Consider the following 26397-nt stretch of genomic DNA (forward strand, 5'->3'; position numbering starts at 1 on the left):
TATCTGAAAGCCCATAATTCCCCTAAGACGGGTGGGGCTTTGAGGCAAGACTACTTCCGCTTGGGCGTGTAGGGCTTCTGGTCGCGCCAGGCCTGGGCGAATTTTTCCAGGTCTTCGTCGACGGTCTCGGGCAGGGTGACCATCAGCCGGGCCAGCAGGTCGCCGCGCTTGCCCTTGGCGTCGGGCATGCCGCGGCCCTTCAGACGCAGGGTCTGGCCGCTGTTGCTGCCTTTCGGCACGTTCAGCATGACATTGCCGTCGGGGGTCGGGGCCTCGACCTTGCCGCCCAGCACCGCGTCGGGGATCGAGATCGGCAGGTCCATGACCAGCGCGTCGCCTTCGCGGCGATAGATCGGGTGCGGCTTGATGGCCAGCTCGATCAGGGCGTCGCCCTGGCCACCACGGCCGGGCGAGCCTTGGCCCTTCAGGCGCAGGGTCTGGCCTTCCTGGGCGCCGGCCGGGATGCTGACGTCGATCGTGCGGCCGTCCGAGAAGGCGACGCGCTTCTTGCCGCCCTTGATGGCCTCTTCCAGGTCGATGTCCAGGCGAGCCTTGATGTCGGCGCCCTTGGTCGAGAAGCCGCCGCCGGCCTGGCCGCCGCCGAACGGGCCACGTCCGCCGCCCTGGTTGAACATGCCGCCGAAGAGATCCGACAGATCGATCTCCGGGCCCTGGTCGCGATGGAACCCGCCCTGGCCGAAGCCGCCGGCGTTGAACGGGCCGTTGCCGGGCTGGCCGCCGAAGCCGCCGCGCATGGTCTCGCGCCCATCGGCGTCGATCTGGCCCAGGTCGAACTTCTTGCGCTTCTCGGCGTCGCCGACGATGTCGAAGGCGGCGCTGACCTGCTTGAACTTCTCCTCGGCCTTCTTGTCTCCCGGATTGGCGTCCGGGTGATGCGCCTTGGCCAGCTTGCGGAACGCCTTGCGGATCTCGTCCGCCGTCGCGGTGCGGGAAACGCCGAGTTCCTGATACGGGTCGCGGGCCAAGGAAGGTCCTTTAAGAAGTGGGCCCAGAAAACTGGGGAAGTGTGGGTAACGCCCTCCATCTAGAACGTCCAGAGGCGCGCGCAAGCCCACCTGTGACTTCTAGATCACAGACCTGTCGTCGCAGGGGCGCCCCAGCCGTATAGCGCGCCGCCTTGGCAGACCTCGATCCGGGCGGCGCCGGAGGGCGCATCGGCCATTCGCATGGCGGCGGTGTAGGTGAAGGCCGGCGTCGAAACCTCGGCCTCGCGCAGCACCGTCGCGCCATCCAGCACACGGATGCGATAGCGCTCCGAGCCCTCGCCCAGCGGGACCTCGCCTTCCCAGACGTCGCCGCCGACGCGGGCGCGGCGGATCCAGGTAAGCTGGAGGTCGCCGGCGACCAGGCGGGTCTTCAGGTGCGCCGGCGCGAGCGGGCGCAGAGCGCGGCCGGTCCAGGTCGCGTTGACTTCCGTCATCGCCGAGCCTGCTGGTGGTCCGCCAGCCGGGGCGGCGCGGACCAGCAGCGGCGTCCCGCGCTCGAAAGCGGCGACGTCCATCGGGACCACGGCTTCGTCCAGCAGCACCACCCGTGCGCCGGCCGGGATCAGGACCTCTGTCGCGACGCCATCGCGTTGACCGCGCAACAGGCCGGAGAGCTTCCACGTGTCGGCCGCGACCAATTCGGCGCCCTGGAAGGCGATGACCTCCCAGTCGCCGGACGGCGCGCGGACCGCCAGGGCGTTGTCACCGGCCAACACGGTGCCCAGGGGCGCGGAGGCCAGGGTCTTGCCCTCCAGGCGGACGGTCAGGCTGCCGCGACCCAGCCGATGCGGCGAGGCCGGAAACAGGTCGCTCAGCGTCTCGCCCAAGGTGGCGGGCTGCGCGAGGCGGGCGCGGACCTTAAGGGTCTCGAGGCCCGCGCCGGCATGGACGTCCAGCGGCCGCCAGGGCTCGCAGGCGGCGGCGACCAGGGGCCGGGCGTCGTCGGACAGCGCGCCGTCCGAGGGCAGGTCCAGCACGTGCAGCACCGGCGGGGCGGCCGGATCGCGCGGCGGGGCCAGGATCCAGTCGACGCCGCCGACCACGCCGATCCCCGTCAGCACCGGGACCAGGGTCGCGCGCGGCCGCTCGTCGAGATCCAGGCGCTGCACCCGCCAAGTTGCACCGTCCAGGGCCAGCCGGTCGCCGGCCTCCAACCGCAAGGCGGCCGAGGGCGACAGCCGCACGATCCGCGCCCGACGAGCGGCCTCGTCGGCGGCCAGCATGCGGCAGGCGACGGCCTCGGCTTCGGCGCTCGCCAGCACGATCGGCGCGTCGGCGTCGCGGGTCCCCTGCCCCGCCTCGCGGCGCACCATCAGCGCCCCAACCTGATAGTCGCGGGCGGCGTCGATGAAACGCAGGCGCAGGGCTTCGGCGGCGGGCTCGAGCGCGCGACTTTCCGTCTCGGCGGGGCCGTCGTCCGGCAACGCGAAATCATCCTCGTCCAGCGCCCCAACCGCCCGGCCAGCGCGGGCCAGCATCTTCACGTGGTCGCCGCGCTCGACGGGATCCAGGGCGAAGGCCTCGGTCAGGGGCGCCAGGGCGTCGCGCAGCCGCATCGGCCGGTCGACGACATAGCCGCCCACGGCTCCGCCCGCCTCGCCGGGATCGATCGCCACGCCGGCCCGCGCGCCCAGGGCCTGGATCAACTCGGGCAGCGGCGCGATGCCGGCCCGCCCCGTCAGCCAGTGGCCCAGCACCCAGTTGCCGCCGTCGCTCCAGACGTCCGAGCGGGCCGGGAAATCGGGGAACGGCCGCGCGTCCCAGCACCAGGCGCTGGCGGCCTCGATCATCGGCCCGCCATAGATCGGCGAGACGGGATTGGCCGCCGGCTCGTCCAGCCAGGCCAGCACGGCCTCCAGGTAACGCCGCTGGCCGAAGTCGTCGCGCTCGCCCGTGGAGTACGGCGGCAGGAAGCTCTCCGAGCTCTTGGGGTCGATGAAGAGGTTGGGCGAATTGGCGCCCTTGTCGACGGCGGGGCAGCCGAACTCGGTCAGGCGGATGGGCTTGGACTTGGGGACCCAGGCCGTGGGCGTCGCCGAGCGCACGCCGCCGGGGCGGTCGTGATGCGGCTTGCTCCACCACGAGACCAGGTCCTTGGCCCGCCAGATCCACGGCTCGCCATGGGCGCCGTCGGTGATCGCGGTGCGGGTCTGCGCATCGCGGGTCGCCTGGCTGGGATAATACCAGTCGAAGCTCTCGCCGCCGGTCAGGCCGGCGCGCAGATAGGCCGGATCGTGCGGTCCGTCGAAACCGGCGACGGCGTCCAGGTGGCTCTCGCCTTCGCGCCAGTCGGTGACCGGCGGATACCAGTCGATGCCGACAAAATCGATGTTCGGATCGGCCCACAGCGGGTCGAGTTGGAAGACCGCATGGCCGCCGCCCGGCTGGTGGCCGAAGTACTCGGACCAGTCGGCCGCATACCCCAACTTGGTCGTCGGACCGACCACCGCGCGCACCTCGGCGGCCAGGGTCTTCAGCTTGGCGGTCGCCGGATAGGTCCCGCCCGCGCCGCGGATGGCCGTCACGCCGCGCAGCTCGGAGCCGATAACGAAGCCGTCCACGCCGCCCGCCTGCGCCGCGAGCGACGCCTGATGCAGCACCATGCGGCGCAGGCCCCACTCGCCGTCGAAGAAGGCGTTCACCTGGGTCGCGGCCGAGGCGGTTCCGTCCGTGCCGGCGTCACAGGTGATCCGACCGCGCCAGGGATAGGTCGGCGTGTCCATCAGGATGAAGGGATAGAGGGTGACCTTCAGGCCACGCCGCTTCAGCTCGGCGATGGCCTGCAGGACCACCGCGTCGGCGGGCGTGCCGCCATAGGCCGGCGAGCCGTCCTTCAGCGAGATCTTGTGCGCGCCCGAGCGGCTGACGCCGGCCACGCTCCAGGTCAGCGGCAGGGTGTCCTTGGCGGCGCCCTCGACGCCCGGCTTGATCTGGCACTGGCCGCAGCGCAGGTCAGTTCCGAACCACGACACCACCAGGGTCACGTGGTCGACGTTCGGCAGCTGGGCCTGAAGCTGGTCCAGCGCCACCACCAGGTCAGGCCGGCCCTCGGCATTGTGCACGCTCTCGGAGGCCGTACGGGTCAGGCCCTCGCGGCGCAGGACGGCTTCGGTCGCGTAGACGAACTCGCCCGCGCCGGGGATCAGGCAGACGCCCTTCAGGCGCTCCTCCAGGCCCAGGGTCCCGGGCGCGCGCGGCCGGCGGTAGACCTCGAACGACAGCTGCGGCGGGCGATTGCCGTAGGGCTCCAGCGGCAGATCCTCGAACACCACATAGGCCACGCCGCGATAGGCCGGCGCCGCGCTCTCGAGGGCGGCGATCAGCGGGTCGGGGCCCTGGCCCTCGGTCCCGCGATGCACGCGCATGACGACGCCGGTCATGTCCATGACCTTGCCGTCGGCCCAGACGCGGCCGACGCCATCGATTGGACCTTCGGCGACCGCCACGGCGAACGACAGGCTGTAGGCGTAGCTGGCCGTCTTCTGGCCCTTGGAGCCGCCGACACGGGCCTCGACCCGCTTCTCGCGGAAGCGCGCGGCCCAGATCACCTGGCCGCCGACCCGGGCCCGCCCGAACACGCAAGGCAGCGCCGCGCCTTCGGCCGCGCCGGTCAGGCGCAGCTCGGGGATGCGCGGGCCGACCCGGGTCCCGCCGCTGGCGACGGCATGGTCGATCAACCCGCCGACCACGGCGCCCGCCGCCGCCCCGAACACGCCGCCGACGGCCGCGCCGACGCTGGTGAGGATCATCTGGGCCATGCGGGCTCCTTCAAGGGGCGAGAGGGGGAAATCTGAAGGCGGCCACGAGGCGCTCGCGCCACCAGCGGCCCAGCACGCTCTCGACGCAGGCCCGGCCCCAATAGGCGTGGATCATGCGGTCGGGACCGGACTGGATCGCGCAGTGCTTGGCGACCGCGCCGGGGGCCATGCGGAAGACGAGGACGTCGCCGGGGATTGGCGTGTCGGTGGGGGTGAGCCAGCGGGAAAAAGCTTCGAGGAGGAGTTCGCGGCCGCCGGTCTCGGCCCAGTCGGGGCGGTAGGGCGGCGGGGGCTCGGGCTCGGCGCCGTGGAGAGCGCGGTAGACGCCGCGGACGAGGCCCAGGCAGTCGCAGCCGGCGTGCATGGCCGAGGCCTGGTGGCGGTACGGAGTGCCGAGCCAGAGGCGGGTTTCCGCCAAGACGGCGCTGGCCCCTCCACCGGCGTTCCGCCGGTCCCCCTCCCCCAACAGGGGGAGGAGAGAGCCTCGCCCCGGCGCGGAGCGGGTGGTGTCTTCCTCCGCCCCGCTTGGGGGCGGACAGACCTGCGTCAGCAGGTCAGGTGGGGGCCAGTGCTGACTCACCGCCGTCCCCCATCATTCCGCTCACCCTCAACCGGATACAGCGTCAGGAAGTCCTCGCCCGGCGCCGTCGGAAACCCCCGGAAGTTCACCCCATTCGCAAACGTCCCGACACAGGTCGCCCAGCGCTTGTCACACACAGCGCCCGCCGGCGGAGAAACCCCGCACCGAGCATCCCCCAGCCTTGCGTCGCACAGCCGTGTGAACGTCCGCCCGGCCACCCGCTCCAGATCCGCCAGCGGCCCGGCCAAGGTCGCGGTAAACGCCTCGCCCTCCCGCGACACCGCCGCGATCGTCGCCGTCCACAGCCGCACCAGCCGGCTCGGCGCGCTCCAATCGACCCGCAGCGCCGCCACCCGCGCGCCGTCATAGAGCCCGGCCGCCAGGTCCGCCTCGGTGATCCCGTCGGCGTCCAACACCCCCAGCGCCGCGGCCTGCCCCGGCGCATAGCCGGCGGCGGTCTCGGTCGCGCCGGGGCTCCAGCCGCCGCTGGCGCGGCACACCACGCCGTCGACCACTAGGTCGCGGTCATGGTCGGTGAAGCCCAGCCTCACCCCATCGGTGCGCATGACGATCCAGGTCTGGCACAGCCGGCCGACGTCCATCCCTTCCGGAAGCGCGCGCATCAGACCCGCACCTCGACCAGGGCGCAGGCGGTGACCCGCGCGGCGGCGAAGCCCTCCAGCGTCACATCCAGCCGATCCAGGTCGAAGCGCACCGGCGTGTCGAACTCGAACCCCGCCGTCACGCTCGCGCCGGCGGCCGGGGCGGTCGCCAAGGTCACCAGGCCCGTGGTCGTATCCACGCTGAACGGCGCGGCGACGCCGGCCACGGCGACCTTCACGGTCCCGGCTGCGGGCTTGGCGATGGTCCGCCCCGCCTTGACCAGCTGGAACACCTTGCGCGTCCCGTCGCCGGTCCCGATCGCCTGATCGCCCGCCGCCGGCTGGACCGAAGGCGCGCAGGACTTGAAGTCCGTCGGATCCCGAAACCGGAACCCCGCCAGCCGCCCGCCCCGCGCCTCGAAGAAGGCCAAGAGCTCGGCGACCTCGTCCAGCGGCCGGGCGGCGGTGGCGATCAGGTAACGGCGACGGCCGGACGTCCACGGACTGGTCCGTCGCTCGAAGCCGGACGCCAGGGTGACGATGTCGACGCGCCGCTCGATCCCGCCCGTGCAGCCGAACGCCAGGCGCGCGGGCAGGCGCGCCTCATGGAACTCGCTCATCGCGATCCCTCATTCTCGGAAAAGGTTTGCAGAAAAATCGCGCGCAAGCGGAGCCGTTCGGCGCGATTGCCATTAAGACTGCGTCATGACCCGCTTTTCACTTCATCGGCGGGTCGTCGGGCTCTAACTATTGAGCCTGAGATTGGAGATCGAAATGGATTGGAAGACCCTGTTCCTGTCGCCGGAAGGCCGCATCGGCCGCCAGGCGTTCTGGATCGGATGGCTCTGCCTTCTGGGGGCCAGCATCGTGCTCGGCGCGCTGCCGTTCATCGGCCACGTGCTGATGCTGCTGGTGATCTATTCCAGCATCTGCATCCACACCAAGCGCCTGCACGACATGGGTCAGACCGGCTGGTGGCAGGTGCTGCCGTGGGTGCTGGGTCCGGTGCTGGTGTTCGGCGCCATCGCCTCGGTCGGGATCTCGGCCCTGATGACCGCCTTCCACGACGGCGAGCCGACGGCGGCCCTGCTGGCCAGCATCGGCGGCCTGTTCATGTCGTTCTTCATCGCCTTCGCCATCTGGCTGGCCTTCACCCTGTGGGTCGGCTGCAGCACCGGCGTGACCGGCGAGAACAAGTACGGCCCCGTGCCGCCCAACACGGCGGCGGTGGCGCTCTAGAGGCGCCGGGCCCCCAGACTGACGGCCCGGGCCAGAGCCTGGGCCAGCTGGGCGTCGGAGCGGACCAGGCCGCTGACCTCGCCGCCCTGGACATTGACGGTCACCGAGACCCCTCCCCCGCCCGCCGGCTCGATGTTGCCGGCCGAGGTCGGGCGAAACACCTCCGGTCCCCGCTCGCCGACCAGGTAGGCGCCGCCGGGCAGCACCGGGCCGCCGTCGGCCCTCGCTCCTGAAAAGCTCTTCGATAGCGCCTCGGTCAGGCCGCCTTTCAGCGCGGTGCTCGCCGCACCCAGCACGGCGCGAGCCAGCTCGGAGAGCGACACTTGGCCATCGGCAGCCGCTCTCGCCAACGACCGCGCCAGGGAGGCGCCGGCGCGGGTGAAGGCTTCATCGATCGAGCGCGCGGCGCGTTCGGCGGGAGCCTTCAGGGTTTCCAGCGCGGCGGCGGCTTGAGCGGCCTTGGCTGGGATCGTGGATAGACCGTCGTCTTCGAAGCTCATCGGATCTCCTCGTCGGGATAGCGGGCGATCAGGGCGGTAAGGTCGGTGCGGGTCAGCACCGGCGCCGGCGGCGTTTCGATCAGCGCCCGCCACTCCTTCAGCGACAGGCGCCAGAAGGCCTCGGGCGCGATGCCCAGGGACACGGCCAGCCGCAGCGGCGCGGCCCAGCTCACGCGCAGGCCGCCAGGGCGGCGGCCAAGGCGCTGGCGGCTTCCGGGACGGTGGCGCGGTCGGCGATCTCCGAAGCCTCGCCCCCGCCGTCCAGCAGGGCGGCGAGCACGGACGTGAGATCCCCGGCCGACAGGGTGGCAATGCGGTCCGGCAGCTGCGACCAGTCGCTGAGCCCCAACGCCGCCTCGATCCGCGCCAGGGCGCCCAGGGTCAGGCACAGGCGCCGCGGCGCGCCAGCGATGGTGACCACCACCTCGCCGCGCGCGGGATTGGGCGTCAGCATCAGATCGCCGTGAACGTCACGACGCCGGCGCTGGCCAGGCTGAGCGCGAACGCCGCCTCGCCGTCGTGCTCGCCGGCATAGTCCAGGGCGGCGACCAGGAACGCGCCCTCCATCTGGCCGAAGTCGGGGATCACCAGCCGCCACACGCGGGGCGACTGGTCGAAAAAGCTGGTCCGCACCTGGGCGTCCGACGCGGCGTCGCGGAAGATGCCCGAGCCCGATACGGCCACCGACTTGACCCCCGCCCCGGCCAGCAGCTCGCGCCAGCGGCCGGTGCTGTCGCTGTCGGTGGCGTCGATGGTCTTGGCGTTCAGGCTGATGGTCCGGGCGCGCAGGCCCGCGACGGTGTGGAAGGTCGGGGTCGCGGCCCCGTCGCTGATCTTCAGCAGCATGTCCTTGCCGGCTTGGGCGGCCATGGCGAGCTCCTCGGTCTAGGGATTTTCGGTGACGGCGCGCACGCGGACGACGCCCAGGGTGGTCTCGCGGTCGGCCCCGGCGAAGACGTCGGCATAAGGAACCCGCAGGTTGACGAGCCGCCGGCCGGTGAGCGCCGGCTTGGCGTCGTGCAGCGCCAAACGGACAGCCGCGACCAGGGCGCGGGCCTCCTCGGGTCCGCCGAAGCGACTGGCGCAGGTGACGGTCAGCAGGTGCTCGACGGCGTCGTTCTCGCCCACGGGACGGCTCTCCGTCCGGGTGACGACGACACAGGGATAGGTCGGCAGACGCGGGGCGGCGCCGTGGATCCGCTGAGCCGCTATGGCGGTGACGGCGGGCGCGGCTTTCAAGGTCGCGACCAGGGCGTCGATCAGGGGCTTGTCGCTCACAGCCGGGCCTTTCGATAGGGCGTCAGCCACGGCTCGACGAGGGCCAGGGAGGGCTCCCCGGCATCGCGATGCTCGTAGGCGTGGGCGACGAGGGTGAGGACGGAGAGCCGCAGCGGCGCGGGGCTGGTCGGACTCAGGGTGACGCCGGCCGCCGCCGCGATGCGGGCCTCGGCGGCGTCGATCAGGATCGTGAGGACGGCGTCCTCCGAGGCGTCAGGCACGCGCAGGAACGCCCGGGCCTCGGCCAGGGTGAGGGATTGGGGCATCTGGATTGTCCTGGAAGGCGCGTCCCGCCGCGATGCGGCGGGACGCTGAAGCGGCTACGACGCCGCGAACTTCAGCAGCTTGATCGCGTCGAAGTTCTGCACCCCGCCGCCGACGCGCTTGGTGGTGTAGAACAGCACGTGCGGCTTGGCCGAGTACGGGTCGCGCAGCACCCGCACGCCGGCGCGGTCGACGATCAGGTAGCCCTTCTCGAAGTCACCGAACGCGATCGGGCAGGCGTTGGCGGCGGCGTCCGGCATGGCCTCGATCTCGGTGACCGGGAAGCCGAGCAGGCTCGCCGACTGGCCCGGCTGCAGGGCCGCGTTCCAGATGTAGTTGCCCTGCGCGTCCTTGAACTTGCGCACCGCGCTGACCGTGCGGCGGTTCATCACGAAGCGGCCGTTCTGGCGGTACTGGGTCTTGGCCGCGTAGATCAGGTCGATCAGCTTGTCGGTCGGATTGCTGGCCGGCCAGGCGCCCGCGACGCCGGTGGCCAGATAGCCGACCTGACCCCAGGTGTAGCTGACGTCCGGCGCGGCGGTGTAGGCCAAGAGGCCCTTGGGCTTGTTGACCCCGTCGCCGGTCACGAAGGCCGTCGTCTCCTGGGCGGCGAAGGCGTCCTGCACCTCCTCGGCCAGCCACTCGTCGATGCTGACATAGGCGTCGTCCAGCAGGGCCTGGGTCGCGGCCGGGCTGGCGTAGAGCTCGCCGGCCGGGAAGTCGATGACGTCCAGGGTGGGCGCGGTCGTCTCAGGCCGCGCGGCGGTCTCGGCCACCCAGGCGGCGGCCAGGCCGGTCGGCGACACCGGCTTGCGGAACGTGCCGGCGCCGATGGTGCGGACCTGGCAGATCTCGCGCATCGGGCTGGTGGCCGCCAGGCGACGCAGGATCAGCCGTTCCAGCTCGGGCGGCGCGACATAACCGCCGGCGGTGGCGACGCTTTCCGACAGGCCCTTGGCTTCCAGCAGCGCGGCGGGCGTCTCGCCGGTCTTCACGTAGCGGTCGAAGGCGGCCTTGCGTTCGTCGACCTGCGCGACCGGCGCGTCACCGCCAAGACCGGGCCGGCGGAGGTCGGCCATGATCCGGTCCAGGCGATCCTGGGCGCGGGACATAGCCTCGTCGATGCGGCCGACCTTCTCTTCCAGCAGGACGTCGACGCGCTTGGTCTCGATGGCCGATAGCCGCTGGTCGTTGGCGGCCTTGAAGCTCTCGAACGCCGTCAAGACGTCAGCCAGCGCCGCGCGGGCCTCGGGCGAGGCCGCGTGTTTGGTTTCCTTCATGGGGATCTCCGGGTTTTGGGAGCAGATATCCGCTAGGCGGATCGGGTGAGCCGCGCCTGGGGCAGCATCGGGAAGGTCACGATCGACACCTCCCACAGCTCGACGCGGGACAGCACGCGCAGGCGGCCCTGGGTGCGGGCCTTGACCTGGCGAAAGCCGATGGAGAGGCCGTCCAGGGCGCCGGCCTCGACCAGCGCGGCGACCAGACGGCCACGCGGTGTGGTCTTCAGGATACGGCCACGCACGAACAGGCCCTTGGCGTCCTCGACGACCTCGTCCCAGACGCCGACCGGCTCGGCCTCGTCGTGCTGGTGCAGCATCACCACCGGCGCGCCCTGCGCCAGGCTCTCGGCGAAGGCGCCGGCGGCGGTGACGTCGTCGTTGAGGTCGCGGGTCCAGAACAGCGAGGCGTAGCCCTCGATCTTCAGCTCATCGCTCATGGCTGCGCTCCAGGCGGGCTTCGATGCGGGCCAGGCTCTGGCGGCTGGCGTCGGCCTGCGCCTCCAGGCGGGCGAGGCGCTCGGCGACCGGAGCCTGGGCGTCCAGGCGCCGCTGCATGTCGTCGATCCGGGCCGAGGCGCGGCCGGCCCACATCAGGGCGGCGGCGGCCTGGAGAAAGACGGTGATGACCAGGCCCAGCGACACCTGACGGTCGAACCGCCAGCGGTTGACGGCCGGGCTCAATGTTCCAGCCCCGCCAGGCGACGACGCTCGGGATCGGTCAGGAAGGTCGCGGCCTGCAGCCGGCTCCACAGGGCGTCGCGCTCGGCCGACAGGGCCGGCACGGCGTCTAGGTCCGGGGCGATCCGCGCGCCAGGGAACTTCGCTCCCAGCCAGCCGGTCAGGGCGCGGGCGGCACGCTCGGCCAGCGGGACCACCGTGCCGCGCCAGAAGGCGGCGTTGGCCTCGCGATAGTTGGCGTAGGTGTTGTCGCCGGGGATGCCCAGCAGCTGCGGCGGCACCCCGAACGCCAGGGCGATCTCGCGGGCGGCGGCGTGCTTGCCCTCGGTGAAATCCATCTCGGCGGGCGTCAGCGACATGGCACGCCAGTCGAGGCCGCCCTCCAGCAGCAGCGGCCGGCCGGCGTTGGCCTGGCCGGAATGGGCGGCGGAGAGTTCGGTCTTCAGCCGATCGAACTGCTCGTCGGTCAGACGGTCGCCGGCGTCCTTGCTCGAGTAGACCAGCGCCCCGGACGGCCGAGCGGAGTTGTCCAGCAGCGCCTTGTTCCAGGCGCTGGAGGCGTTGTGCACGTCGATCGCGAAGGCGGCGGCCTCGAGCGGCGAGAAGCCGTAGTGGTCGCTCGTGGGGTTGAAGAGTTTCAGGTGCAGGACGGGCAGCCAGCCATCGGCGTCGCGGGCGATCCGCACCGTGCGGCCGGCGGCCTGGTAGTCATAGGCCAGCGGCCAGCCGCGCGGTCCGGGGACCAGGGTCATGCGGTCGGAGCGCAGGGCGTAGAGCTCCGACGGCTGAGCGTCGCCGGCGGCTTCCAGATAGGCGTTACCGGCGACCTGCAGGCTGCCGAAGAACGCCTCCATCAGATCGGGGCCGCCTTGCTCGGGGTTGGGGCGGTCGAGGAGTTTCTTGAGCGGGTGATCGTCGGCGCGTTGGCCGTTGACGAACACGGCCAGCGGCGTCGAGGCGGCGGCCTCGGCGATCAGGCGGGTGCAGCGATAGGCGACGGGGTTCTTGGCGAAACCCTCGGCGGCCAGGGCGCCATAGTCGCGGGGCGTCCACTGCGGGCGGCCGCCGGTGGTGAGGGCGATCAGGCGCGCGGCGCGGGAGTCTTTGGCCTCCGGCGGGCGGGGTTTGAAGAGGGGCATGACTGAGGGCTCCGCGTTCGGAGTTGAGAACGAAATAGGAACAAGTTATAGTGGTGACGAAGAGGCCGCACGATCCAGATCCTCCCCCGCGTTGCGGGGGAGGTGGCCCAGAGGGTCGGAGGGGGCTAGCGCGGGCAGAACAGATGAGACCGCCACTCGAGCGAAGACTGATGGCGCAACGCTTTCGTCGGGAGCTGACGCTGCCGGAGGTGCTGTTGTGGCTGGAACTGAAGGGACGCCGGCTTGGCGGACTTCAGTTTCGCCGCCAGCATCCGGTGGGTCCCTACATTCTGGACTTCTATTGCGAGAGCGTGAGGCTGGCCGTTGAAGTCGATGGAGAACAGCACGCCTTCGACGATCACCCCGCGAGAGACGTAAGGCGCGACGCCTGGCTGGCGTCTCGACAGGTCGAGACGCTCCGCATCCCAGCGCGCGATGTACTTGAGGCCCCAGAAGGGGCGGCCAAGAGCATACTGGAGTATCTCAGAGCTCGCCCCCTCCGGCCCTCCGGGCCACCTCCCCCGCATCGCGGGGGAGGATCTTGATCTATGCGCCCGGGTAAGCGCAGAGCGGACTGGTTCCCTTTCCGCCCCGCTTGGGGGCGGACAGACCTCGCGAAGCGAGGTCAGGTGGGGGCCTGTGCTGAGTCAGAGCGACCGCAACCGCGGCGCACGCCCCACACCCAGCATCAACTCACCCACCGCCCACACCAGCGCATCCGCCCGGTCCGGACTGTGCTCCAGGTCCCCGGACCCCAGCGCCATCAACTCCTCCTCCAACGCCGGAAAGGCCCCGCAGTGCAGGACCCGGCCCTGCTCGTACAAGGCCGCCACCGGCTCGGCGCGGGCCCGCTTGCCGACGCTCGCCTTCACCAGCTTCACCCGGCACGGCGGATCGGCCTGGGCCAGCACCGAGCGGACCATGTCGCCGCCCTGGTTGGCCTCGGCCACGAGCGCGTCAGCCGCCCACATCCGCGCGGCGGCGACCGCCTTGCCGGCCCAGCCTGCCGGCGACAAGCCCCGCGCGGTCTCGTCGGCCAGCACGAACGCCCGGTCGTCCCGGCGTCCCACGACCACGATCCCGCAGGCGTCGCCGCCCGCGGTAGCGGGCGGATCCACGGCCACGACCACGCGGTCCAGCCGCGCGGGCCTCGCCGCCCTACACCTTGCCAGGTCCTCGGCCCGAAACAGGCCGCCGTCGGTCTCGACGATGATCCCGTCCAGCTCCTGGGCGGCCAGCCGCGTGCCGCCATAGAGGCTCTCCAGCGTCCGCAGGAACGCCGGCGCCAGGTTGCCGGCATTGGCGGAGGTGCCGGCGCGCGTCAGGGCCACGCCGGGCTCAGCCATCAGGGCCTTCAGCGCCCTGCTGGGTTTGGGCGTCGAGGTCACGACCAGGCGCGGGTCGGTCCCCAGGCGCAGGCCGAACCGCAGCATGGCCAGGGTCTCGGCGGGCCGGCGCCAAGCGCAGAACTCGTCGGCCCAGGCGGCGTGGAACTGGGGCCCACGCAGGCTGTCGGGATCCTCCGCCGAGAAGGCGTAGGCCACCGCGCCATTGGGCCAGACCAGGCGGCGGCGGGAGGCTTCCCAGCGCGGGCGAAACAGCGGCCCGCCCATCGCCTTCAGCCCCGACGGCCCTTCGATCATCACCTCGCGCACGTCGTGCAAGGTAGGACCAACCAGCGCCAAGGTCGGATGGACCAGCGCCTTGTGGGTGATCCAGCGGGCGCCGGCGAAGGTCTTGCCCGCGCCGCGTCCGCCCAGCATCAGCCAGGTGGTCCAGGGCTCGTAGTCAGGGCTCTGCTGGTGCTCCAGCGGGTCGGCGAGCCACGCACTCAGCAGACGTTGCCGGTCCAGCGCCTCCAGCCCCATCCACGGCGGCGCGCCGCTTGCGTTCGATGAGGTCGGCCATGCGGGTGAAGCGCTCGGCAAGAGCGGCTTGAAGCTCTTCGGGATCGTCGGGGATGCCGTCATGCATGGAAGCCTCATCGTCATTGGCCGCTTCGTCGGCGGCGGGCTTGATCTTGGGTTCGGGGACCATGGTTTCGATCGCCTTGGCCGATCGGGCGAACACCCCGCAGGTGCGGGCGTCCTTCTCGATCTGAGCTTTCTCGGCGGGATCGTCGGTGGACAGGAACGCGTCGATCAACGTGTCCATCTTGCCCTTGAGGCGGGTCTGCAGCGTCTCGCTCCAGCCCTGCGCTCCGTTGCTTCTCTCGGCCATGACACAAAGATACGGCGCCAGCGGGCGCGGATGATTGGGACCGGCGTAAAAGTGACAAGTCGTTGAATTCGCCGGAGTCGATCTCGCGAACGCCGAGCGTTCAGCGCCCTCAATCCCCGTACTCCCAGATCCTCCCCCCAGCGGGGGAGGTGTCGGCGCAGCCGACGGAGGGGGAAGAGACCGGCGCCAGGACTTGTTCCCCCTCCGGCCTTCGGCCACCTCCCCCATCAGGGGGAGGATCTTTTGACCTTCCTGTGGACGATCCACCGCCCACACCCCACCGATCCGCCAATCGCATTGGACTTGTCATGGTACCGCGCCCATATGGCGCTCGAGACTGAAATGCGAGGACGACGAACGTGCATCTGACGGGCGAGCTTCTGATCGGCGGCGAGAGCCGCAAGGGAACCAACGGCGAGATCCGCGGCGAGAACCCCGCCACCGGCGAGGTCCTGGAGCCCGCGTTCGGCGGCGCGACCAAGGCCGATGTCGAAGAGGCCGCCGCCCTGGCGCACGAGGCCTTCGCCGGCTACCGCGCCCTGCCCTACGAGACCCGCGCCACGTTCCTGGAAGCCATCGCCGAGCACATCGAGGCGATCGGCGACGACCTGATCGTCCGCGTCATGGCCGAGACCGGCCTGCCCCGCCCGCGCCTGGAGGGCGAGCGCGCCCGCACCACCGGCCAGCTGCGCCTGTTCGCCAGCGTGCTGCGCGACGGCGGCTTCCTGGAAGCCCGCGTCGACCCGGCCCTGCCCGAGCGCAAGCCGCTGCCGCGTCCCGACCTGCGCCTGCGCAACGTGCCGCTGGGCCCGGTGGCCGTGTTCGGCGCGAGCAACTTCCCGCTGGCCTTCTCGGTGGCCGGCGGCGACACCGCCTCGGCCCTGGCGGCCGGCTGCCCGGTCATCGTCAAGGCTCACCCCGCGCACCCCGGCACGTCGGAGCTGGTCGGCCGCGCCATCCAGGCGGCCGTGGCTTCGGTCGGCCTGCATCCGGGCGTGTTCTCGATGATCCACGACAGCGGCTATGAGGTCAGCCAGGCCCTGGTCGCCGATCCGCGCGTCAAGGCCGCTGGCTTCACCGGCTCGCGCCGTGGCGGCCTCGCTTTGCTGGCCATCGCCCAGGGCCGCCCTGAGCCGATCCCGTTCTATGCCGAGATGAGCAGCATCAATCCGGTGATCCTGCTGCCGGGCGCCCTGAAGGTGCGCGCCGACAAGATCGCCCCGGACTTTGTCGCCGCCCTGACCCTGGGCGCGGGCCAGTTCTGCACCAATCCCGGCCTGATCCTGGCCATCGACGGGCCGGAGCTGGATGCGTTCGTCGAAGCCGCCGGCAAGGCGGTCGAGGCCGCGCCTGCATCGGTCATGCTGACCCCCGGCATCTGCAAGGCCTTCGCCCATGGCGTCGCGGCCCTGACCGAGGCCAAGGAAGTCACCACCGTGGCGCGCGGCGTGCCCGGTCCCGACGGCAGCCACACCGGTCGCGCGGCGCTGTTCAGCGTCGCCGCCGCCGACTTCCTGGCCAATCCGCGCCTGCACGAGGAGGTCTTCGGGGCCGCCTCGGTGGTGGTGCGCGCCAAGGACGAGGCCGAGCTGGCCAAGGTCATCGACGCCCTGGAAGGCCAGCTGACCATCGCCATCCACCTGGAAGAGGTCGACCACGCCCTGACCGCCGCCCTGCTGCCGGCCCTGGAGCTGAAGGCAGGCCGCATCCTGGTCAACGGCTTTGGCACCGGCGTGGAAGTGGCCCCGGCCATGGTCCACGGCGGCCCGTTCCCGGCCACCTCGGACGGCCGCGCGACCTCGGTCGGCACCCTGGCCATCGCTCGCTTCCTGCGCCCGGTCAGCTACCAGAACCTGCCCGAAGCCCTGCTGCCGGCGGAGCTGAAGACCGAGAACCCGCTGGGCATCGCCCGCCGGGTCGATGGCAAGGTCCGCACGGCCTAAAACAAGAGCCCGCCGCCCCTTCCGGAGCGGCGGGCTTTTGTTTGCTGCGATACTTAGGCAATCGCTTGACTATCGAGTTGCGCCTCGATACTTAACCCCATGCCTAACCAACAACCCTCGCTCGACCTCATGTTCCAGGCCCTCGCGGATCCCGCGCGGCGCAGCATGGTCGAGCGGCTCAGCCAAGGCCCCGCCTCGGTGAGCGAACTGGCCAGGCCGCTCGACATGTCCCTGCCGGCGGTCATGCAGCACCTGGCCATGCTGGAGGCGGGCGGGATCGTGGCGTCGGAAAAGGTCGGCCGGGTGCGCACCTGCCGGATGAACCCCGACGTCCTCAGTCTGGCCGAACAATGGATCAACCAGAGGCGCACCCAGTGGGAGCGACGCCTCGACCGCCTGGGGGATTTCCTGGCGGCCGAAGACGAGGAAACGCCGAAATGACCGACCGCAACGCCATCCACGCGACCTTCGTCGTGGAGCGCACCTATGCCGCCTCGCCCGCCCGGGTGTTCGCTGCCTTCGCCGATCCGGAGAAGAAGAAGCTGTGGTTCAAGGGCCCCGACGAATGGGGCGTGCCCGACCAGAAGTACGACTTCCGTGTGGGCGGCGAGGAACACAGCATCGGCGGCCCGCCGGGCGAGCCGCCGCACCGGTTCTACAACCGGTATCTGGAGATCATCCCGAATGAGCGGATCGTCTATGCGTACTGGATGCACCACGGCGAGCCGCTGGCCTCGGCGTCGGTGGCGACGTTGGAGTTCCGGGCCGAGGGGGAGAAGACCCGGCTGGTGATCACTGAGGTGGGGGCGTTCCTGGACGGGTACTACTCGGCCGAGGGGCGTGAGCACGGCATCCGCTGGCAGCTGGACTCGATCGCGCCGATCGTGGAGGCGGCGGCGTAACGCGCCAGACCCTCCCCCCGTGGGGGAGGCGGCCGAAGGCCGGAGGGGGAAGTAACCGGATAACCCGCTACTTCCCCCTCCGTCGCCTACGGCGACACCTCCCCCGCTAGGGGGAGGATCTTGTTACCCGCGACCGCTGAGCCCTCAGTGACTCGCCGCCGGCGGCGGCTTGGCCAGTTTCGCCACGTCCGCTTCCGTCACCGGCTTGGCGTACGCATTGCCAAAGTGGGTCCGCACATAGGTCACCACCTCCGCCATCTGGGCGTTAGACAGCGTGCCAGAGAACCCCGGCATCCCACCCTTCCCGCCGGCCACGACCATGATCGGATAGGCCGCCCCCGCCAGCTTCGGATTACTGGCCAAGGCCGGAACCGTCCCCGCCCCCGTCGCGCCCTTGGCGTCGCCCATGTGGCAGGCCTGGCAGACCTGGCTGTAGACCTGCTCGCCGGTCACGGGCTTGGCCGCGCGGACGACGCCGCCGGCCGAGTCTTGCGCCACGGCCGGAGACGCCAGCAACAGCGCCGTCAGAACAACGAACTTCTTCATGAGCCTCAAGCCTCCAGCGCGCGCTTGTGCAGACGGGTGATGGCGTCGATGGACGACAGCAGCGCGCCCTCCATCCAGCAGCCGACGTAGCTGGCGTGCTCGCCGGCCAGGACGATCCGGCGGTCCATGGCCACCAGGGTCTGGTAGTGCTCCTTACGGGTCTCCTCGTTCCAGCGGGCGCAGCAGCCCAGGGTCCAGGGCACGCGGCTCCAGGCCACCGAGGCGCCGTTGGAGAACTCCTTGCGATAGCTTTCCGGGTGCAGCACCGAGCCCTGCGCCAAGGCCACCTCGATCCGCTGCTCGGGCGTCATGCCGGCCAGGCGGAAGGCCCCCAGGTCGCGGGCAAAGGCGCCCAGCAGCACCGCCGGCCCGTTCCCGAACATGTTGTTGTTCGGATACGAGATCAGGCCGATCTCCTGGTCGGTGAAGCTGTGACCGCCATAGATGTAGTCGTCCTCCTCCCAGAAGCGGCGCTTCATCTCCAAGCCGATCTTGACCTGGCCCGAGTACGGCACGGCCTTGATGGCGGCCATCATCTCGTCGGTCACGGCCAGGTCCATCTGGCCCAGGATGCTGAGCGGGATGGTGCAGACGCAGTAGTCGGCCTTGGCGTCGGCGGTCTTGCCGGTGACGGTGTCGGTCCAGCTGACCACGACGCCCTTGTCGTCCTGGGCGATCTTGCTGACCTTGGCGTTGTAGGTCACCAGCCCGTCGACTTGGCGTGCGAAGGCCTTGCCGATCATGTCCATGCCGCCCACCGGCTGGAACATGGTGGTCTGCATCTCGCTGCCCATGAAGAAGGCCATCGAGGTCCAGACCTGCGGGTCCAGCACGTCGTGCAGGCTGTAGAGGTCCTTGGACGGGATCGGCGCGCCGTTGACGCCGCCGCCGCCCGGCCGCTCGAAGCCCCGGTGCGACGAGGCCCGCAGGGACGCCGAGTACTTGTAGTCCTTGTCCAGCATGCCCCAGCCCTTCAGGGCCTCCAGCAGCTTGTCGCGGTCTTCCTGGGTGACGGTGTCGTCCAGGGCCTTGGCGTTGACCGACTTGGCCAAGAGCTCGGCGATATTGCCCTCGAAGTCGGCGGCGGCGGCGTTGAAGCGCACCGGCTTGCCGCCGAAGGCCTGGGACGAGTGGACCCAGCCCGAGTGGTTGAACTGGATGAACGGCTCCAGGGCCACGCCGAACTGCTTGCAGTAGTGCAGCAGGGTCCGGTGGTGGTGCGGGATCCGCCAGGGGCCCGGGTTCAGGTAGTTGCCTTGGGCGAAGCCGACCTTCTGGGTCGCGCCGCCCAGCTCGGTGTAGGTGTCGCCCCCGCGCAGGGACCAGTTGCGGCCGCCGGCGCGGTTCTGGAATTCCAGGATCTGGACCTCGTAGCCGGCCTTGCGCAGCTCGAACGCCGCCAGCATGCCCGCCAGGCCCGCGCCCAGCACGATCACCTTGGCCCCCGACCGCGCGCCTTGCAGGTTCGGCGGCCCATGGAACTGGGTCTCGGCCGCATGGCCCAGCGTGGTCATCGCCTGATAGAGGGCCGCCGTGCCGCCGACCTTGGCAATGGCGGAAAGCAGCTGACGCCGAGTCGGCGCCCCTGAACGCGAATCCATCTTGAAAGCCCATCCCCTACTGAACCGCCCAAGACTCGGAGAGAGAGTCCGACGGTGCGGGCTCAGGGGGTCACGGCGCAGGGCGGTGGGGCGAGAGGCGGGGGTGGTTAAATGGGGCAGGTCGGGCCGGAGGCTCCGAATTATCGGCACAAGGAACGTCGGTCTGCGTGCGAAGTGTGCAGGTGGCGGGACCGAAACCTCGTCCTTCGACAAGCTCAGGATGAGGTTTCTTACTGAACCGGCCTAACCTTGGTCCTCATCCTGAGCTTGTCGAAGGACGAGGGCCACGCAACGCCCCTACCGCACCACCCGAAGCGCCGGCCGCTCCACCGCCGCCTGCGTCAGCGGCACGGTGAAGTGGAAGCTGGACCCCAGGCCCAGCGAGCTGTGCATGCCGATCGTGCCGCCCATCAGTTCGACCAGTTCGCGGCAGATCGACAGGCCCAGGCCCGCCCCGTCGTGGGCGCGGGTGATCGAGCTGTCGACCTGGGAGAAGGTCTTGAAGAGCTCGGTCTGGTGCTCCAGCGCGACGCCCATGCCGGTGTCCTCGACCTCGAAGCGCAGGCCGCCCTTGGTCGCCGGACGCACGCGGACGGTGACCCCGCCGTCGTCGGTGAACTTGACGGCGTTGGCCACCAGGTTGCCCAGCACCTGGCGCAGGCGCATCGGATCGCCCGTCCAGCGACCGCGCAGGTCCGGGGCGATGTCGACGGTAAGGTTCAGGCCCTTGGCCGCCGCCGCGCCCGAAAAGGCCGCGCAGGAGGCCTCGACCAGGCCGGCCAGGTCGAAGATCTCGGCCCGCAGGCGCACCGCGCGGGTCTCCAGGCGGGCGATGTCCAGAATGTCGTTCAGCAGGGCCAGCAGCGACTGGCCCGACTCCTCCAAGATCCGCAGGCGTTTGGCCTGGGGCTCGCTCAGGGTGTCGACGGACATCACCTGAGCCATGCCCAGCACGCCGTTCAGCGGGGTGCGGACCTCGTGGCTCATATTGGCCAGGAAGCGGGTCTTGGCGGCGTTGGCGGCCTCGGCCTCTTCCTTGGCGGCGATCAGGGCGATGCGGCCGGTCTCCAGCTTGCGCAGGGCCTCGGCCACGCGGCGCAGCAGCACCACGCCGGCGGCGGCCAAGACGAGAAAGCCGGCGATGATCCAGGGGGCCACGCCCTTGACCAGCGACAGGCCGGGGTTCTCGGCGGCCCAGGCCAGGGCGCCGACCGGATGGCCGTTCAGGTCGCGCAGCACGACGCGGGGCTGGGGTCCGTGGGCGTCGTTCGAGAAGGCCAGGCCTTGCAGGCCAAGATCGTCGGCCAGGCGGCGCACAAAGGCCGCATCGATCCGGCGGGCGGTGACCACCACGGCGGAGGTGCCGTCATAGGCGTCGGCGCCGGCCTGGCTCTCGGGGGTCACGGCGGCCAGGGACACCAGCCAGGTCGCGCCATCCACGCGCATCAGGCCGGTGCGGGTCACCTGGGCGGCCGAGCTGAGGCGGCCAGCCCGGCGGGCGATGCGGGCGTCGGCGGCGACGTCGGCGGCGGGGCGGGCGGCCTCGGCGGGGAAGCCGCCCAAGTCCGCCGTCCTGACCGGCAGGCCGGCCTTGGAGGCATAGGCCACCTGGCCCGACTTCATCACGAAGGTCAGGTCGTGGCTGAACTGGGTGCGATAATATTTGGCGAAGTTGAGGTCGGCCCAGTCGTGGTCGATCGTCCAGCCGGTGGCCAGATAGGCCGCGTCCCAGATGGTGGCCGAGGTCGTCTCGCGCTCCATGCGGTCCAGGGTGCGCGACATCGTCCGGTCGACCAGGGCGATCTCGTCCTTGGCCTCGTTGTGGTCCACCGCGCGGGCGGCCAGGGCCATCAGGGCCAGGGCCCCCAGGATCGAGACGAGCACCAGCACGGCGGCCGCGCCGACAATGCCGACGATCAGTCGCGTCTGCCGCTCACCGGCGGTTTGGGCGCCGGCAGTCTGGGTGTTGGAAGTCGTCCCCGCCATGGCGACACCCTGGCGGCGCTCGCCTATAAGGGGAACGTGGCGCGTGGCCGCAGCCGGCCTAGCGGGGCCTTGCCCCGTCCAGCACCAAGGTGGTCAGGGCCGCCTGCGTCTCGTCCATGAAAGCCTTGTCGGACAAGGACTTGCCGGCCAGCGCCCGCACCTGGACGGCGAAGTCGGCATAGTGCTGGGTCAGGGCCCAGATCGCGAAGATCAGGTGCGGCGGATCGACCCGGAAGAGCTTTCCGGAGTCGATCCAGGATTGAACCACCGCGCACTTGGCGTCGAACACCGCCTTCAGCGGCCCCGAGAGAACCGGCTTGAGCAGCGGCGCCCCCCGCAACATCTCCAGGGCGAACAGGCGCGAGACCTCGGGGTGGTCGCGGCTCAGGACCAGCTTGGCGCCGATCAGGGCGGCGATGGCGTCGGCGGGGTCTTCTTCGGCGGTGAAGCGGGAGAGCGGGGCCAACCACAGGGAGAGCCCCTGCTCCAGCACCGCCACGTACAGGGCCTCCTTGGAGGGGTGGTAGTAGAGCAGGTTGGCCTTGGAGATCCCGGCCGCCTGGGCGATGGCCTCGACGCTCGTACCGTCCAGGCCCTGGCGGGCGAAGACGGCCAGGGCGGCCTTGAGGATCGCGGCCTTGCGGGCTTCCCCGGCCTGAGCCCGACGCCCCTTCGGAAAGTTATCCACAGGGGCGCCGTCGCCCACGGTTTGAGCGGCCTTGACCAGCTTGCGGGCGACTTGTGTCGCTTTGGCAGCCGGTTTCGGCCCGGTCTTGCGCGGAGCCTTGACGGTCTTGGTCGCCGGGTCGGTCATGCGATCTCGAACTTGGACCATTTGGTCAAACATGGACCGAATGGTTCGGATTGCAACGTTCGGCGAGATGGTATTCCATACCCGCTGAGAACCACAAGGAGCCGCGTCGATGAGCTCTCCGATCACGCCTCTTTCGCCGGGCGCCGTCATGCTGCCGGCCCGGCCCGAGCCGATCCCCGTGGACCCGAAGACCACGGCGGTGATCGTCATCGACATGCAGAACGCCTACGCCTCGCCGGGCGGATATCTGGACCTGGCCGGCTTCGACATTTCGGGCGCGGCGGCGGTGATCCAGCAGATCAAGGGCGTGCTGGAGGTGGCCCGCTCGGCCGGCATGCAGGTGGTCTATTTCCAGAACGGCTGGGACGACCAGTACGTCGAGGCCGGCGGTCCGGGCTCGCCCAACTGGTGGAAGTCCAACGCGCTGAAGACCATGCGCGCCAAGCCCGAGCTGCACGGCAAGCTCCTGGCGCGCGGCCAGTGGGACTACGAGCTGGTCGATGAGCTCAAACCCCAGCCGGGCGACATCCAGCTGCACAAGACGCGCTATTCCGGGTTCTTCAACAGCCAGCTGGACAGCGTGCTGCGGGCGCGCGGGATCCGGCACCTGGTGTTCGTCGGCATCGCCACGAACGTCTGCGTGGAGTCGACCCTGCGCGACGGCTTCATGCTGGAATATTTCGGCACCGTGCTGGAGGACGCCACCCACCAGGCGGGGCCGGAGTTCGTGCAGAAGGCGGCGCTGTTCAACATCGAGACCTTCTTCGGCTGGGTGTCGACGACGGCCGATTTCAAGGGGGCTTTTGGCCAATTGTCCCCCTCATGAACACCCACACCGTGTCATCCCGGACGACCTCGTAGAGGTCGATCCGGGACCCAGGGGCCGGCGCATCGCGGTTACCCCTGGGTCCCGGCTCTCCGCTTCGCTGCGGCCGGGATGACACGCTTTTAGGACTAGGAAGAGGAACGAGGAAGATGCCCAAGACCGTCATCACCCCGCCCGGCACGGGCACGCCCATCGCCCCGTTCTCGCCCGGCACCCTGGCCGACGGGATCGTCTATGTCTCGGGCACCCTGGCCTTCGACAAGGACAACAACGTCGCCTTCCCCGACGACGCCGAGGCCCAGACCCGCCAAGTGCTGGAGACCATCAAGTCGGTGATCGAGACCGCCGGCGGCACGATGGAGGACATCACCATGAACCACATCTTCGTCACCGACTGGGCCCACTACGCGCCGATGAACAAGGTCTATGCCGAGTACTTCCCCGGCGACAAACCGGCCCGCTACTGCATCCAGTGCGGCCTGGTGAAACCCGGTTTCGTGGTCGAGATCGCCTCCGTGGCGCACATCGGTAAGAAGTGATGCCTCCCTCCCCCGACCATCCCCGCGAAAGCGGGGACCCAAGCGGCCTTTCGGGGCGTGGCGCGGCCGAGCTGAAATCCGCTGGCTCTGCTTGGGTCCCCGCTTTCGCGGGGATGAGCGGATGGAGGGTGGGGTCGTGAGCACGGGAATGGTCGACGGCCTGTTCTACGAACTGCACGGCGGTCCGGTCGCCGGCCGAGAGGTCGTGCTGCTGTCGTCCGGCCTGGGCGGCTCGGGCGCGTTCTGGGGGCCGCAGATGGCGGCGCTGACCGAGCGTTGGCCGGTCGTCACCTACGACCACCGGGGCACGGGCCGCAGCACGCGGGAGCTGCCGCCCCACTACACCGTCGCCCACATGGCCGATGACATGGTCAAGGTCATGGACGCCCTGGGCCTGGCCAAGGCGCACGTGGTCGGCCACGCGGCCGGCGGCAATGCGGGCCTGCAGCTGGCCCTCGACCACCCCGACCGCCTGGCCAAGCTGGTCGTGGTCAACGGCTGGAGCCGGCCCGATCCGCACATCCGCCGCTGCTTCGACACCCGCATCCATCTGCTGAACGACACCGGGCCGGAAGCCTATGTCCACGCCCAGCCGATCTTCCTCTATCCGGCCGACTGGATCTCGCGGAACCACGCGCGCCTGCAGGCCGAGGAGGCCCACCACGTGGCCGGCTTCCCGCCGCGCGAGGTGATGCTGGCGCGGATCAACGCGTTGCTGGCCTTCGACATCGACGCGCGGCTGGAGGAGATCACTCACCGGGTGCTGATCTCGGCCTCCGCCGACGACATGCTGGTGCCGCCGCTGTGCTCGCAACGCATGGCCGCGCATCTGCCCAATGCCGACTTCCAGCAGGTCGCCTGGGGCGGCCACGGCTTCACCGTCACCGATCCCGAGACCTTCAACGAAGGCCTCATCAAATTTCTAGCGGGGGAATAATCACATGCAGGTCGGCGTCTTCATCCCCATCGGCAACAATGGCTGGCTGATCTCGGAGAACTCTCCGCAGTACATGCCCAGCTTCGAGCTGAACAAAGAGATCACCCAGAAGGCCGAGAAGTACGGCTTCGACTTCGCGCTCTCGATGATCAAGCTGCGCGGGTTCGGCGGGAAGACGCAGTTCTGGGAGCACAATCTCGAGAGCTTCACCCTGATGTCGGGCCTGGCCGCCGTGACCTCGAAGATCAAGATCTTCGCCACCGTCGCCACCCTGACCATCCCGCCGGCCATCGTGGCGCGCATGGCCTCGACCATCGACTCGATCGCCCCTGGCCGCTTTGGCATCAACCTGGTGACCGGCTGGCAGAAGGCCGAGTACTCGCAGATGGGCCTGTGGCCGGGCGAAGAGCACTATACCGACCGCTACAACTACCTGGCCGAATACACGACCGTGCTGAAGGCGCTGCTGGAGACCGGCGTCTCGGACTTCAAGGGCAAGTACTTCACCATGGACGACTGCCGGGTCAGCCCGCACCCCAAGGAGACCAAGCTGATCTGCGCCGGCTCGTCCGACGAGGGCCTGGCCTTCACGGCGCAATATGCCGACTACAGCTTCGCCCTGGGCAAGGGGACCAACACCCCGACGGCGTTCGCGTCGGTCAACAAGCGACTGGAGGCGGCGGCCGAAAAGACCGGCCGCGACGTGCAGTCGTTCCTGCTGTTCATGATCATCGCCGACGAGACCGACGAGAAGGCGATGGCCAAGTGGCAGTCCTACCGCGACGGCGCGGACCAGGAGGCGCTGGCCTGGCTGACCAACCAGGCGGCGCCCAATGCCAAGGCCGGGGCGACGACCAACACGACCCAGCTGGCCGCGCCGGAGTCGGCGGTGAACCTGAACATGGGCACCCTGGTGGGCAGCTATGAGAGCATCGCCCGGATGATGGACGAGATCGCCGCGGTGCCGGGGACGGCCGGGGTGCTGCTGACGTTCGACGACTTCGTGAAGGGGGTCGAGGATTTTGGGGAGAGGATCCAGCCGTTGATGAAGTCGCGAAACTAAAGCCCTCCCCCTTGATGGGGGAGGGTTGGGTGGGGGTGAGCACGGCCGTGCAAGCGGAACCGCCATATCACCCCCATCCCCGGCCCTTCCCCCATCAAGGGGGAAGGGAGATCAGTCGACCGCCAGCATCCCGATCAGCTGCAGCCGAAACACCAGCACGCTATCCGGCGGGATCTCCCCCATATCCCGCCCGCCGTAGCCCAGCTCGGCCGGGATATACAGCGTCCACTCGTCGCCGACCTTCATCAGCGGCAGGGCCTCCAGCCAGCCCGGGATCAGGCCGTCGGCCGGCATGATCACCGCCTTGCCGCGCGCGAAGCTGCTATCGAACACCGTGCCGTCCAGCAGCTTGCCCTCGTAGTGGACCTTGATGATGTCGCCCAGCTTCGGCGACGGGCCGGTCTTGGGACCCGAGGTCACCACCTTGTATTGCAGCCCCGACGGCAGGGTCACGACGCCCGGCGCCTTGGCGTTCTTGTCCAGGAAGGCCTTGCCGGCGACGGCGTTGGCCGACGGCCCGGCGTTCAGCTGCGGCGGCGCGGTCGGCGTCACCTGGGCGTGAGCCGCGCCGGCGGCGAGAAAGGCCGCGAGGGCCAGAGGAGCGAGAAGGCGCATCAAGGGTCTTTCGAACGCTGGTGTCAGTCGGCGACACCGTAGCCGTCCTTGACCGGAACTTCGCGGCGAAATTTCGC

At 70.1% G+C, this 26397-nt stretch carries 29 protein-coding genes and 3 pseudogenes; 10 read left to right on the forward strand and 22 right to left on the reverse strand.

The window, feature by feature from the left end; all coding sequences use genetic code 11:
* Positions 1–50: 50 nt before the first annotated feature.
* The 5 genes from AC07NF_RS24675 to AC07NF_RS24695 all read right to left on the reverse strand — a co-directional run bounded on the left by AC07NF_RS24675 (position 51) and on the right by AC07NF_RS24695 (position 6567).
* Positions 51–986, reverse strand: a complete 936-nt coding sequence (locus AC07NF_RS24675) for a DnaJ C-terminal domain-containing protein (protein ID WP_494633330.1) — start codon at positions 984–986, stop codon at positions 51–53.
* A 104-nt stretch (positions 987–1090) separates the two neighbouring features.
* Complete coding sequence (locus tag AC07NF_RS24680) at positions 1091–4765, reverse strand: baseplate multidomain protein megatron (RefSeq protein WP_494633331.1); 3675 nt, start codon at positions 4763–4765, stop codon at positions 1091–1093.
* 10 nt (positions 4766–4775) lie between these two features.
* Entirely contained in the window at positions 4776–5129 is a 354-nt protein-coding gene (locus AC07NF_RS24685) for an NlpC/P60 family protein (RefSeq protein ID WP_494633332.1), read from the reverse strand.
* Positions 5130–5341: 212 nt separating this feature from the next.
* Positions 5342–5968 (reverse strand): phage/gene transfer agent baseplate hub protein, encoded by a 627-nt coding sequence (locus AC07NF_RS24690; protein ID WP_494633333.1) that lies wholly within the window; start codon positions 5966–5968, stop codon positions 5342–5344.
* On the reverse strand, positions 5968–6567 hold the full coding sequence (locus AC07NF_RS24695) for a phage distal tail protein, Rcc01695 family (RefSeq protein ID WP_494633334.1): 600 nt from the start codon (positions 6565–6567) through the stop codon (positions 5968–5970). The genes AC07NF_RS24690 and AC07NF_RS24695 overlap by 1 nt, the downstream gene beginning before the upstream one ends.
* Positions 6568–6721: 154 nt before the next feature.
* Here AC07NF_RS24695 and AC07NF_RS24700 point away from each other — a divergent pair, with 154 nt between their 5' ends.
* Positions 6722–7186: a DUF805 domain-containing protein gene (locus AC07NF_RS24700; protein ID WP_494633335.1), complete on the forward strand. Its 465-nt coding sequence runs from the start codon at positions 6722–6724 to the stop codon at positions 7184–7186.
* Here the strand turns inward: AC07NF_RS24700 and AC07NF_RS24705 are convergent.
* From AC07NF_RS24705 to AC07NF_RS24750, 10 genes and pseudogenes are all read right to left on the reverse strand, one after another.
* Positions 7183–7686 carry a phage tail tape measure protein gene (locus AC07NF_RS24705; RefSeq protein ID WP_494633336.1) on the reverse strand — a complete coding sequence of 168 codons (504 nt, stop codon included), beginning with the start codon at positions 7684–7686 and terminating at the stop codon, positions 7183–7185. The genes AC07NF_RS24700 and AC07NF_RS24705 overlap by 4 nt on opposite strands.
* Positions 7683–7859, reverse strand: coding sequence for a phage tail assembly chaperone (locus tag AC07NF_RS24710; protein ID WP_494633337.1), 177 nt, complete (start codon positions 7857–7859; stop codon positions 7683–7685). The genes AC07NF_RS24705 and AC07NF_RS24710 overlap by 4 nt, the downstream gene beginning before the upstream one ends.
* Positions 7856–8140, reverse strand: a complete 285-nt coding sequence (locus AC07NF_RS24715) for a GTA-gp10 family protein (protein WP_494633338.1) — start codon at positions 8138–8140, stop codon at positions 7856–7858. The genes AC07NF_RS24710 and AC07NF_RS24715 overlap by 4 nt, the downstream gene beginning before the upstream one ends.
* Entirely contained in the window at positions 8140–8556 is a 417-nt protein-coding gene (locus tag AC07NF_RS24720) for a phage major tail protein, TP901-1 family (protein ID WP_494633339.1), read from the reverse strand. The genes AC07NF_RS24715 and AC07NF_RS24720 overlap by 1 nt, the downstream gene beginning before the upstream one ends.
* A gap of 15 nt (positions 8557–8571) precedes the next feature.
* Positions 8572–8964, reverse strand: coding sequence for a DUF3168 domain-containing protein (locus AC07NF_RS24725; protein WP_494633340.1), 393 nt, complete (start codon positions 8962–8964; stop codon positions 8572–8574).
* Complete coding sequence (locus AC07NF_RS24730) at positions 8961–9230, reverse strand: head-tail connector protein (RefSeq protein ID WP_494633341.1); 270 nt, start codon at positions 9228–9230, stop codon at positions 8961–8963. The genes AC07NF_RS24725 and AC07NF_RS24730 overlap by 4 nt, the downstream gene beginning before the upstream one ends.
* 54 nt (positions 9231–9284) lie before the next feature.
* On the reverse strand, positions 9285–10508 hold the full coding sequence (locus AC07NF_RS24735) for a phage major capsid protein (protein WP_494633342.1): 1224 nt from the start codon (positions 10506–10508) through the stop codon (positions 9285–9287).
* Between the two features lie 32 nt (positions 10509–10540).
* The gene (locus tag AC07NF_RS24740; RefSeq protein ID WP_494633343.1) at positions 10541–10948 is read right to left on the reverse strand and encodes an HK97 family phage prohead protease; all 408 of its coding nucleotides are present in this window, start codon (positions 10946–10948) and stop codon (positions 10541–10543) included.
* The gene (locus tag AC07NF_RS24745; RefSeq protein ID WP_494633344.1) at positions 10938–11192 is read right to left on the reverse strand and encodes a hypothetical protein; all 255 of its coding nucleotides are present in this window, start codon (positions 11190–11192) and stop codon (positions 10938–10940) included. Before AC07NF_RS24745 ends, AC07NF_RS24740 begins: the two co-directional genes overlap by 11 nt.
* A pseudogene (locus AC07NF_RS24750) lies at positions 11189–12473 on the reverse strand (phage portal protein). Before AC07NF_RS24750 ends, AC07NF_RS24745 begins: the two are co-directional and overlap by 4 nt.
* Before the next feature lie 25 nt (positions 12474–12498).
* Between AC07NF_RS24750 and AC07NF_RS24755 the strand changes: the two are divergent.
* Complete coding sequence (locus AC07NF_RS24755; RefSeq protein WP_494633345.1) at positions 12499–12873, forward strand: endonuclease domain-containing protein; 375 nt, start codon at positions 12499–12501, stop codon at positions 12871–12873.
* A 102-nt stretch (positions 12874–12975) separates the two neighbouring features.
* Here the strand turns inward: AC07NF_RS24755 and AC07NF_RS24760 are convergent, their stop codons facing one another.
* Positions 12976–14319, reverse strand: coding sequence for a DNA-packaging protein (locus AC07NF_RS24760; RefSeq protein ID WP_494633346.1), 1344 nt, complete (start codon positions 14317–14319; stop codon positions 12976–12978).
* A 588-nt stretch (positions 14320–14907) separates the two neighbouring features.
* On the opposite strand from AC07NF_RS24760, the gene AC07NF_RS24765 reads away from it, so the two are divergent.
* The 3 genes from AC07NF_RS24765 to AC07NF_RS24775 all read left to right on the forward strand — a co-directional run bounded on the left by AC07NF_RS24765 (position 14908) and on the right by AC07NF_RS24775 (position 17393).
* The gene (locus tag AC07NF_RS24765) at positions 14908–16491 is read left to right on the forward strand and encodes an aldehyde dehydrogenase (NADP(+)) (protein WP_494633347.1); all 1584 of its coding nucleotides are present in this window, start codon (positions 14908–14910) and stop codon (positions 16489–16491) included.
* A gap of 99 nt (positions 16492–16590) precedes the next feature.
* Positions 16591–16932 carry an ArsR/SmtB family transcription factor gene (locus tag AC07NF_RS24770; RefSeq protein ID WP_494633348.1) on the forward strand — a complete coding sequence of 114 codons (342 nt, stop codon included), beginning with the start codon at positions 16591–16593 and terminating at the stop codon, positions 16930–16932.
* On the forward strand, positions 16929–17393 hold the full coding sequence (locus AC07NF_RS24775; RefSeq protein ID WP_494633349.1) for an SRPBCC family protein: 465 nt from the start codon (positions 16929–16931) through the stop codon (positions 17391–17393). The genes AC07NF_RS24770 and AC07NF_RS24775 overlap by 4 nt, the downstream gene beginning before the upstream one ends.
* 144 nt (positions 17394–17537) lie before the next feature.
* On the opposite strand, the gene AC07NF_RS24780 is transcribed toward AC07NF_RS24775, so the two are convergent.
* Entirely contained in the window at positions 17538–17939 is a 402-nt protein-coding gene (locus AC07NF_RS24780) for a c-type cytochrome (RefSeq protein WP_494633350.1), read from the reverse strand.
* Positions 17940–17944: 5 nt separating this feature from the next.
* The gene (locus AC07NF_RS24785; protein ID WP_494633351.1) at positions 17945–19540 is read right to left on the reverse strand and encodes a flavin monoamine oxidase family protein; all 1596 of its coding nucleotides are present in this window, start codon (positions 19538–19540) and stop codon (positions 17945–17947) included.
* 174 nt (positions 19541–19714) lie between these two features.
* On the opposite strand from AC07NF_RS24785, the pseudogene AC07NF_RS24790 reads away from it, so the two are divergent.
* Positions 19715–19824 (forward strand): annotated as a pseudogene (locus tag AC07NF_RS24790) (hypothetical protein); the annotation flags it as partial.
* 13 nt (positions 19825–19837) lie between these two features.
* On the opposite strand, the gene AC07NF_RS24795 reads toward AC07NF_RS24790, so the two are convergent.
* Both AC07NF_RS24795 and rutR read right to left on the reverse strand, forming a co-directional pair.
* Positions 19838–21526 carry a sensor histidine kinase gene (locus tag AC07NF_RS24795; RefSeq protein ID WP_494633352.1) on the reverse strand — a complete coding sequence of 563 codons (1689 nt, stop codon included), beginning with the start codon at positions 21524–21526 and terminating at the stop codon, positions 19838–19840.
* A gap of 58 nt (positions 21527–21584) precedes the next feature.
* Positions 21585–22340: an HTH-type transcriptional regulator RutR gene (gene rutR / locus AC07NF_RS24800; protein WP_494633353.1), complete on the reverse strand. Its 756-nt coding sequence runs from the start codon at positions 22338–22340 to the stop codon at positions 21585–21587.
* A gap of 109 nt (positions 22341–22449) precedes the next feature.
* Here rutR and rutB point away from each other — a divergent pair, with 109 nt between their 5' ends.
* Positions 22450–23166 (forward strand): pyrimidine utilization protein B, encoded by a 717-nt coding sequence (rutB, locus tag AC07NF_RS24805; RefSeq protein WP_494633354.1) that lies wholly within the window; start codon positions 22450–22452, stop codon positions 23164–23166.
* On the opposite strand, the pseudogene AC07NF_RS24810 reads toward rutB, so the two are convergent.
* A pseudogene (locus AC07NF_RS24810) lies at positions 23132–23286 on the reverse strand (hypothetical protein); the annotation flags it as partial. The gene rutB and the pseudogene AC07NF_RS24810 sit on opposite strands and share 35 nt — an antisense overlap.
* 29 nt (positions 23287–23315) lie before the next feature.
* Between AC07NF_RS24810 and rutC the strand changes: the two are divergent.
* From rutC to rutA, 3 genes are all read left to right on the forward strand, one after another.
* The gene (gene rutC / locus AC07NF_RS24815) at positions 23316–23705 is read left to right on the forward strand and encodes a pyrimidine utilization protein C (RefSeq protein ID WP_492918739.1); all 390 of its coding nucleotides are present in this window, start codon (positions 23316–23318) and stop codon (positions 23703–23705) included.
* A 148-nt stretch (positions 23706–23853) separates the two neighbouring features.
* A complete protein-coding gene (gene rutD / locus AC07NF_RS24820) occupies positions 23854–24642 on the forward strand; it encodes a pyrimidine utilization protein D (protein ID WP_494633452.1) in 789 nt (262 codons plus the stop codon).
* A 4-nt stretch (positions 24643–24646) separates the two neighbouring features.
* A complete protein-coding gene (gene rutA / locus AC07NF_RS24825; protein ID WP_494633355.1) occupies positions 24647–25705 on the forward strand; it encodes a pyrimidine utilization protein A in 1059 nt (352 codons plus the stop codon).
* Positions 25706–25816: 111 nt separating this feature from the next.
* On the opposite strand, the gene AC07NF_RS24830 is transcribed toward rutA, so the two are convergent.
* Entirely contained in the window at positions 25817–26320 is a 504-nt protein-coding gene (locus tag AC07NF_RS24830) for an FKBP-type peptidyl-prolyl cis-trans isomerase (protein ID WP_494633356.1), read from the reverse strand.
* Positions 26321–26397 lie beyond the last annotated feature (77 nt).

It is taken from the genome of Caulobacter sp. GW821-FHT10A06 (genome assembly GCF_059415805.1).

Bases quoted from the DNA above. Each gene is read 5' to 3' on its own strand.
- AC07NF_RS24735 (WP_494633342.1), bottom strand. From the start codon at position 10,508: ATGAAGGAAACCAAACACGCGGCCTCGCCCGAGGCCCGCGCGGCGCTG.
- rutD (WP_494633452.1), top strand. From the start codon at position 23,854: ATGGTCGACGGCCTGTTCTACGAACTGCACGGCGGTCCGGTCGCCGGC.
- AC07NF_RS24680 (WP_494633331.1), bottom strand. From the start codon at position 4,765: ATGGCCCAGATGATCCTCACCAGCGTCGGCGCGGCCGTCGGCGGCGTG.
- AC07NF_RS24755 (WP_494633345.1), top strand. From the start codon at position 12,499: ATGGCGCAACGCTTTCGTCGGGAGCTGACGCTGCCGGAGGTGCTGTTG.
- AC07NF_RS24730 (WP_494633341.1), bottom strand. From the start codon at position 9,230: ATGCCCCAATCCCTCACCCTGGCCGAGGCCCGGGCGTTCCTGCGCGTG.
- AC07NF_RS24795 (WP_494633352.1), bottom strand. From the start codon at position 21,526: ATGGCGGGGACGACTTCCAACACCCAGACTGCCGGCGCCCAAACCGCC.
- AC07NF_RS24705 (WP_494633336.1), bottom strand. From the start codon at position 7,686: ATGAGCTTCGAAGACGACGGTCTATCCACGATCCCAGCCAAGGCCGCT.
- rutC (WP_492918739.1), top strand. From the start codon at position 23,316: ATGCCCAAGACCGTCATCACCCCGCCCGGCACGGGCACGCCCATCGCC.
- AC07NF_RS24720 (WP_494633339.1), bottom strand. From the start codon at position 8,556: ATGGCCGCCCAAGCCGGCAAGGACATGCTGCTGAAGATCAGCGACGGG.
- rutB (WP_494633354.1), top strand. From the start codon at position 22,450: ATGAGCTCTCCGATCACGCCTCTTTCGCCGGGCGCCGTCATGCTGCCG.
- AC07NF_RS24785 (WP_494633351.1), bottom strand. From the start codon at position 19,540: ATGGATTCGCGTTCAGGGGCGCCGACTCGGCGTCAGCTGCTTTCCGCC.
- AC07NF_RS24780 (WP_494633350.1), bottom strand. From the start codon at position 17,939: ATGAAGAAGTTCGTTGTTCTGACGGCGCTGTTGCTGGCGTCTCCGGCC.
- rutR (WP_494633353.1), bottom strand. From the start codon at position 22,340: ATGACCGACCCGGCGACCAAGACCGTCAAGGCTCCGCGCAAGACCGGG.
- AC07NF_RS24695 (WP_494633334.1), bottom strand. From the start codon at position 6,567: ATGAGCGAGTTCCATGAGGCGCGCCTGCCCGCGCGCCTGGCGTTCGGC.
- AC07NF_RS24770 (WP_494633348.1), top strand. From the start codon at position 16,591: ATGCCTAACCAACAACCCTCGCTCGACCTCATGTTCCAGGCCCTCGCG.
- AC07NF_RS24760 (WP_494633346.1), bottom strand. From the start codon at position 14,319: ATGACGATGAGGCTTCCATGCATGACGGCATCCCCGACGATCCCGAAG.
- AC07NF_RS24830 (WP_494633356.1), bottom strand. From the start codon at position 26,320: ATGCGCCTTCTCGCTCCTCTGGCCCTCGCGGCCTTTCTCGCCGCCGGC.
- AC07NF_RS24700 (WP_494633335.1), top strand. From the start codon at position 6,722: ATGGATTGGAAGACCCTGTTCCTGTCGCCGGAAGGCCGCATCGGCCGC.
- AC07NF_RS24715 (WP_494633338.1), bottom strand. From the start codon at position 8,140: ATGCTGACGCCCAATCCCGCGCGCGGCGAGGTGGTGGTCACCATCGCT.
- rutA (WP_494633355.1), top strand. From the start codon at position 24,647: ATGCAGGTCGGCGTCTTCATCCCCATCGGCAACAATGGCTGGCTGATC.
- AC07NF_RS24740 (WP_494633343.1), bottom strand. From the start codon at position 10,948: ATGAGCGATGAGCTGAAGATCGAGGGCTACGCCTCGCTGTTCTGGACC.
- AC07NF_RS24690 (WP_494633333.1), bottom strand. From the start codon at position 5,968: ATGCGCGCGCTTCCGGAAGGGATGGACGTCGGCCGGCTGTGCCAGACC.
- AC07NF_RS24685 (WP_494633332.1), bottom strand. From the start codon at position 5,129: ATGCACGCCGGCTGCGACTGCCTGGGCCTCGTCCGCGGCGTCTACCGC.
- AC07NF_RS24775 (WP_494633349.1), top strand. From the start codon at position 16,929: ATGACCGACCGCAACGCCATCCACGCGACCTTCGTCGTGGAGCGCACC.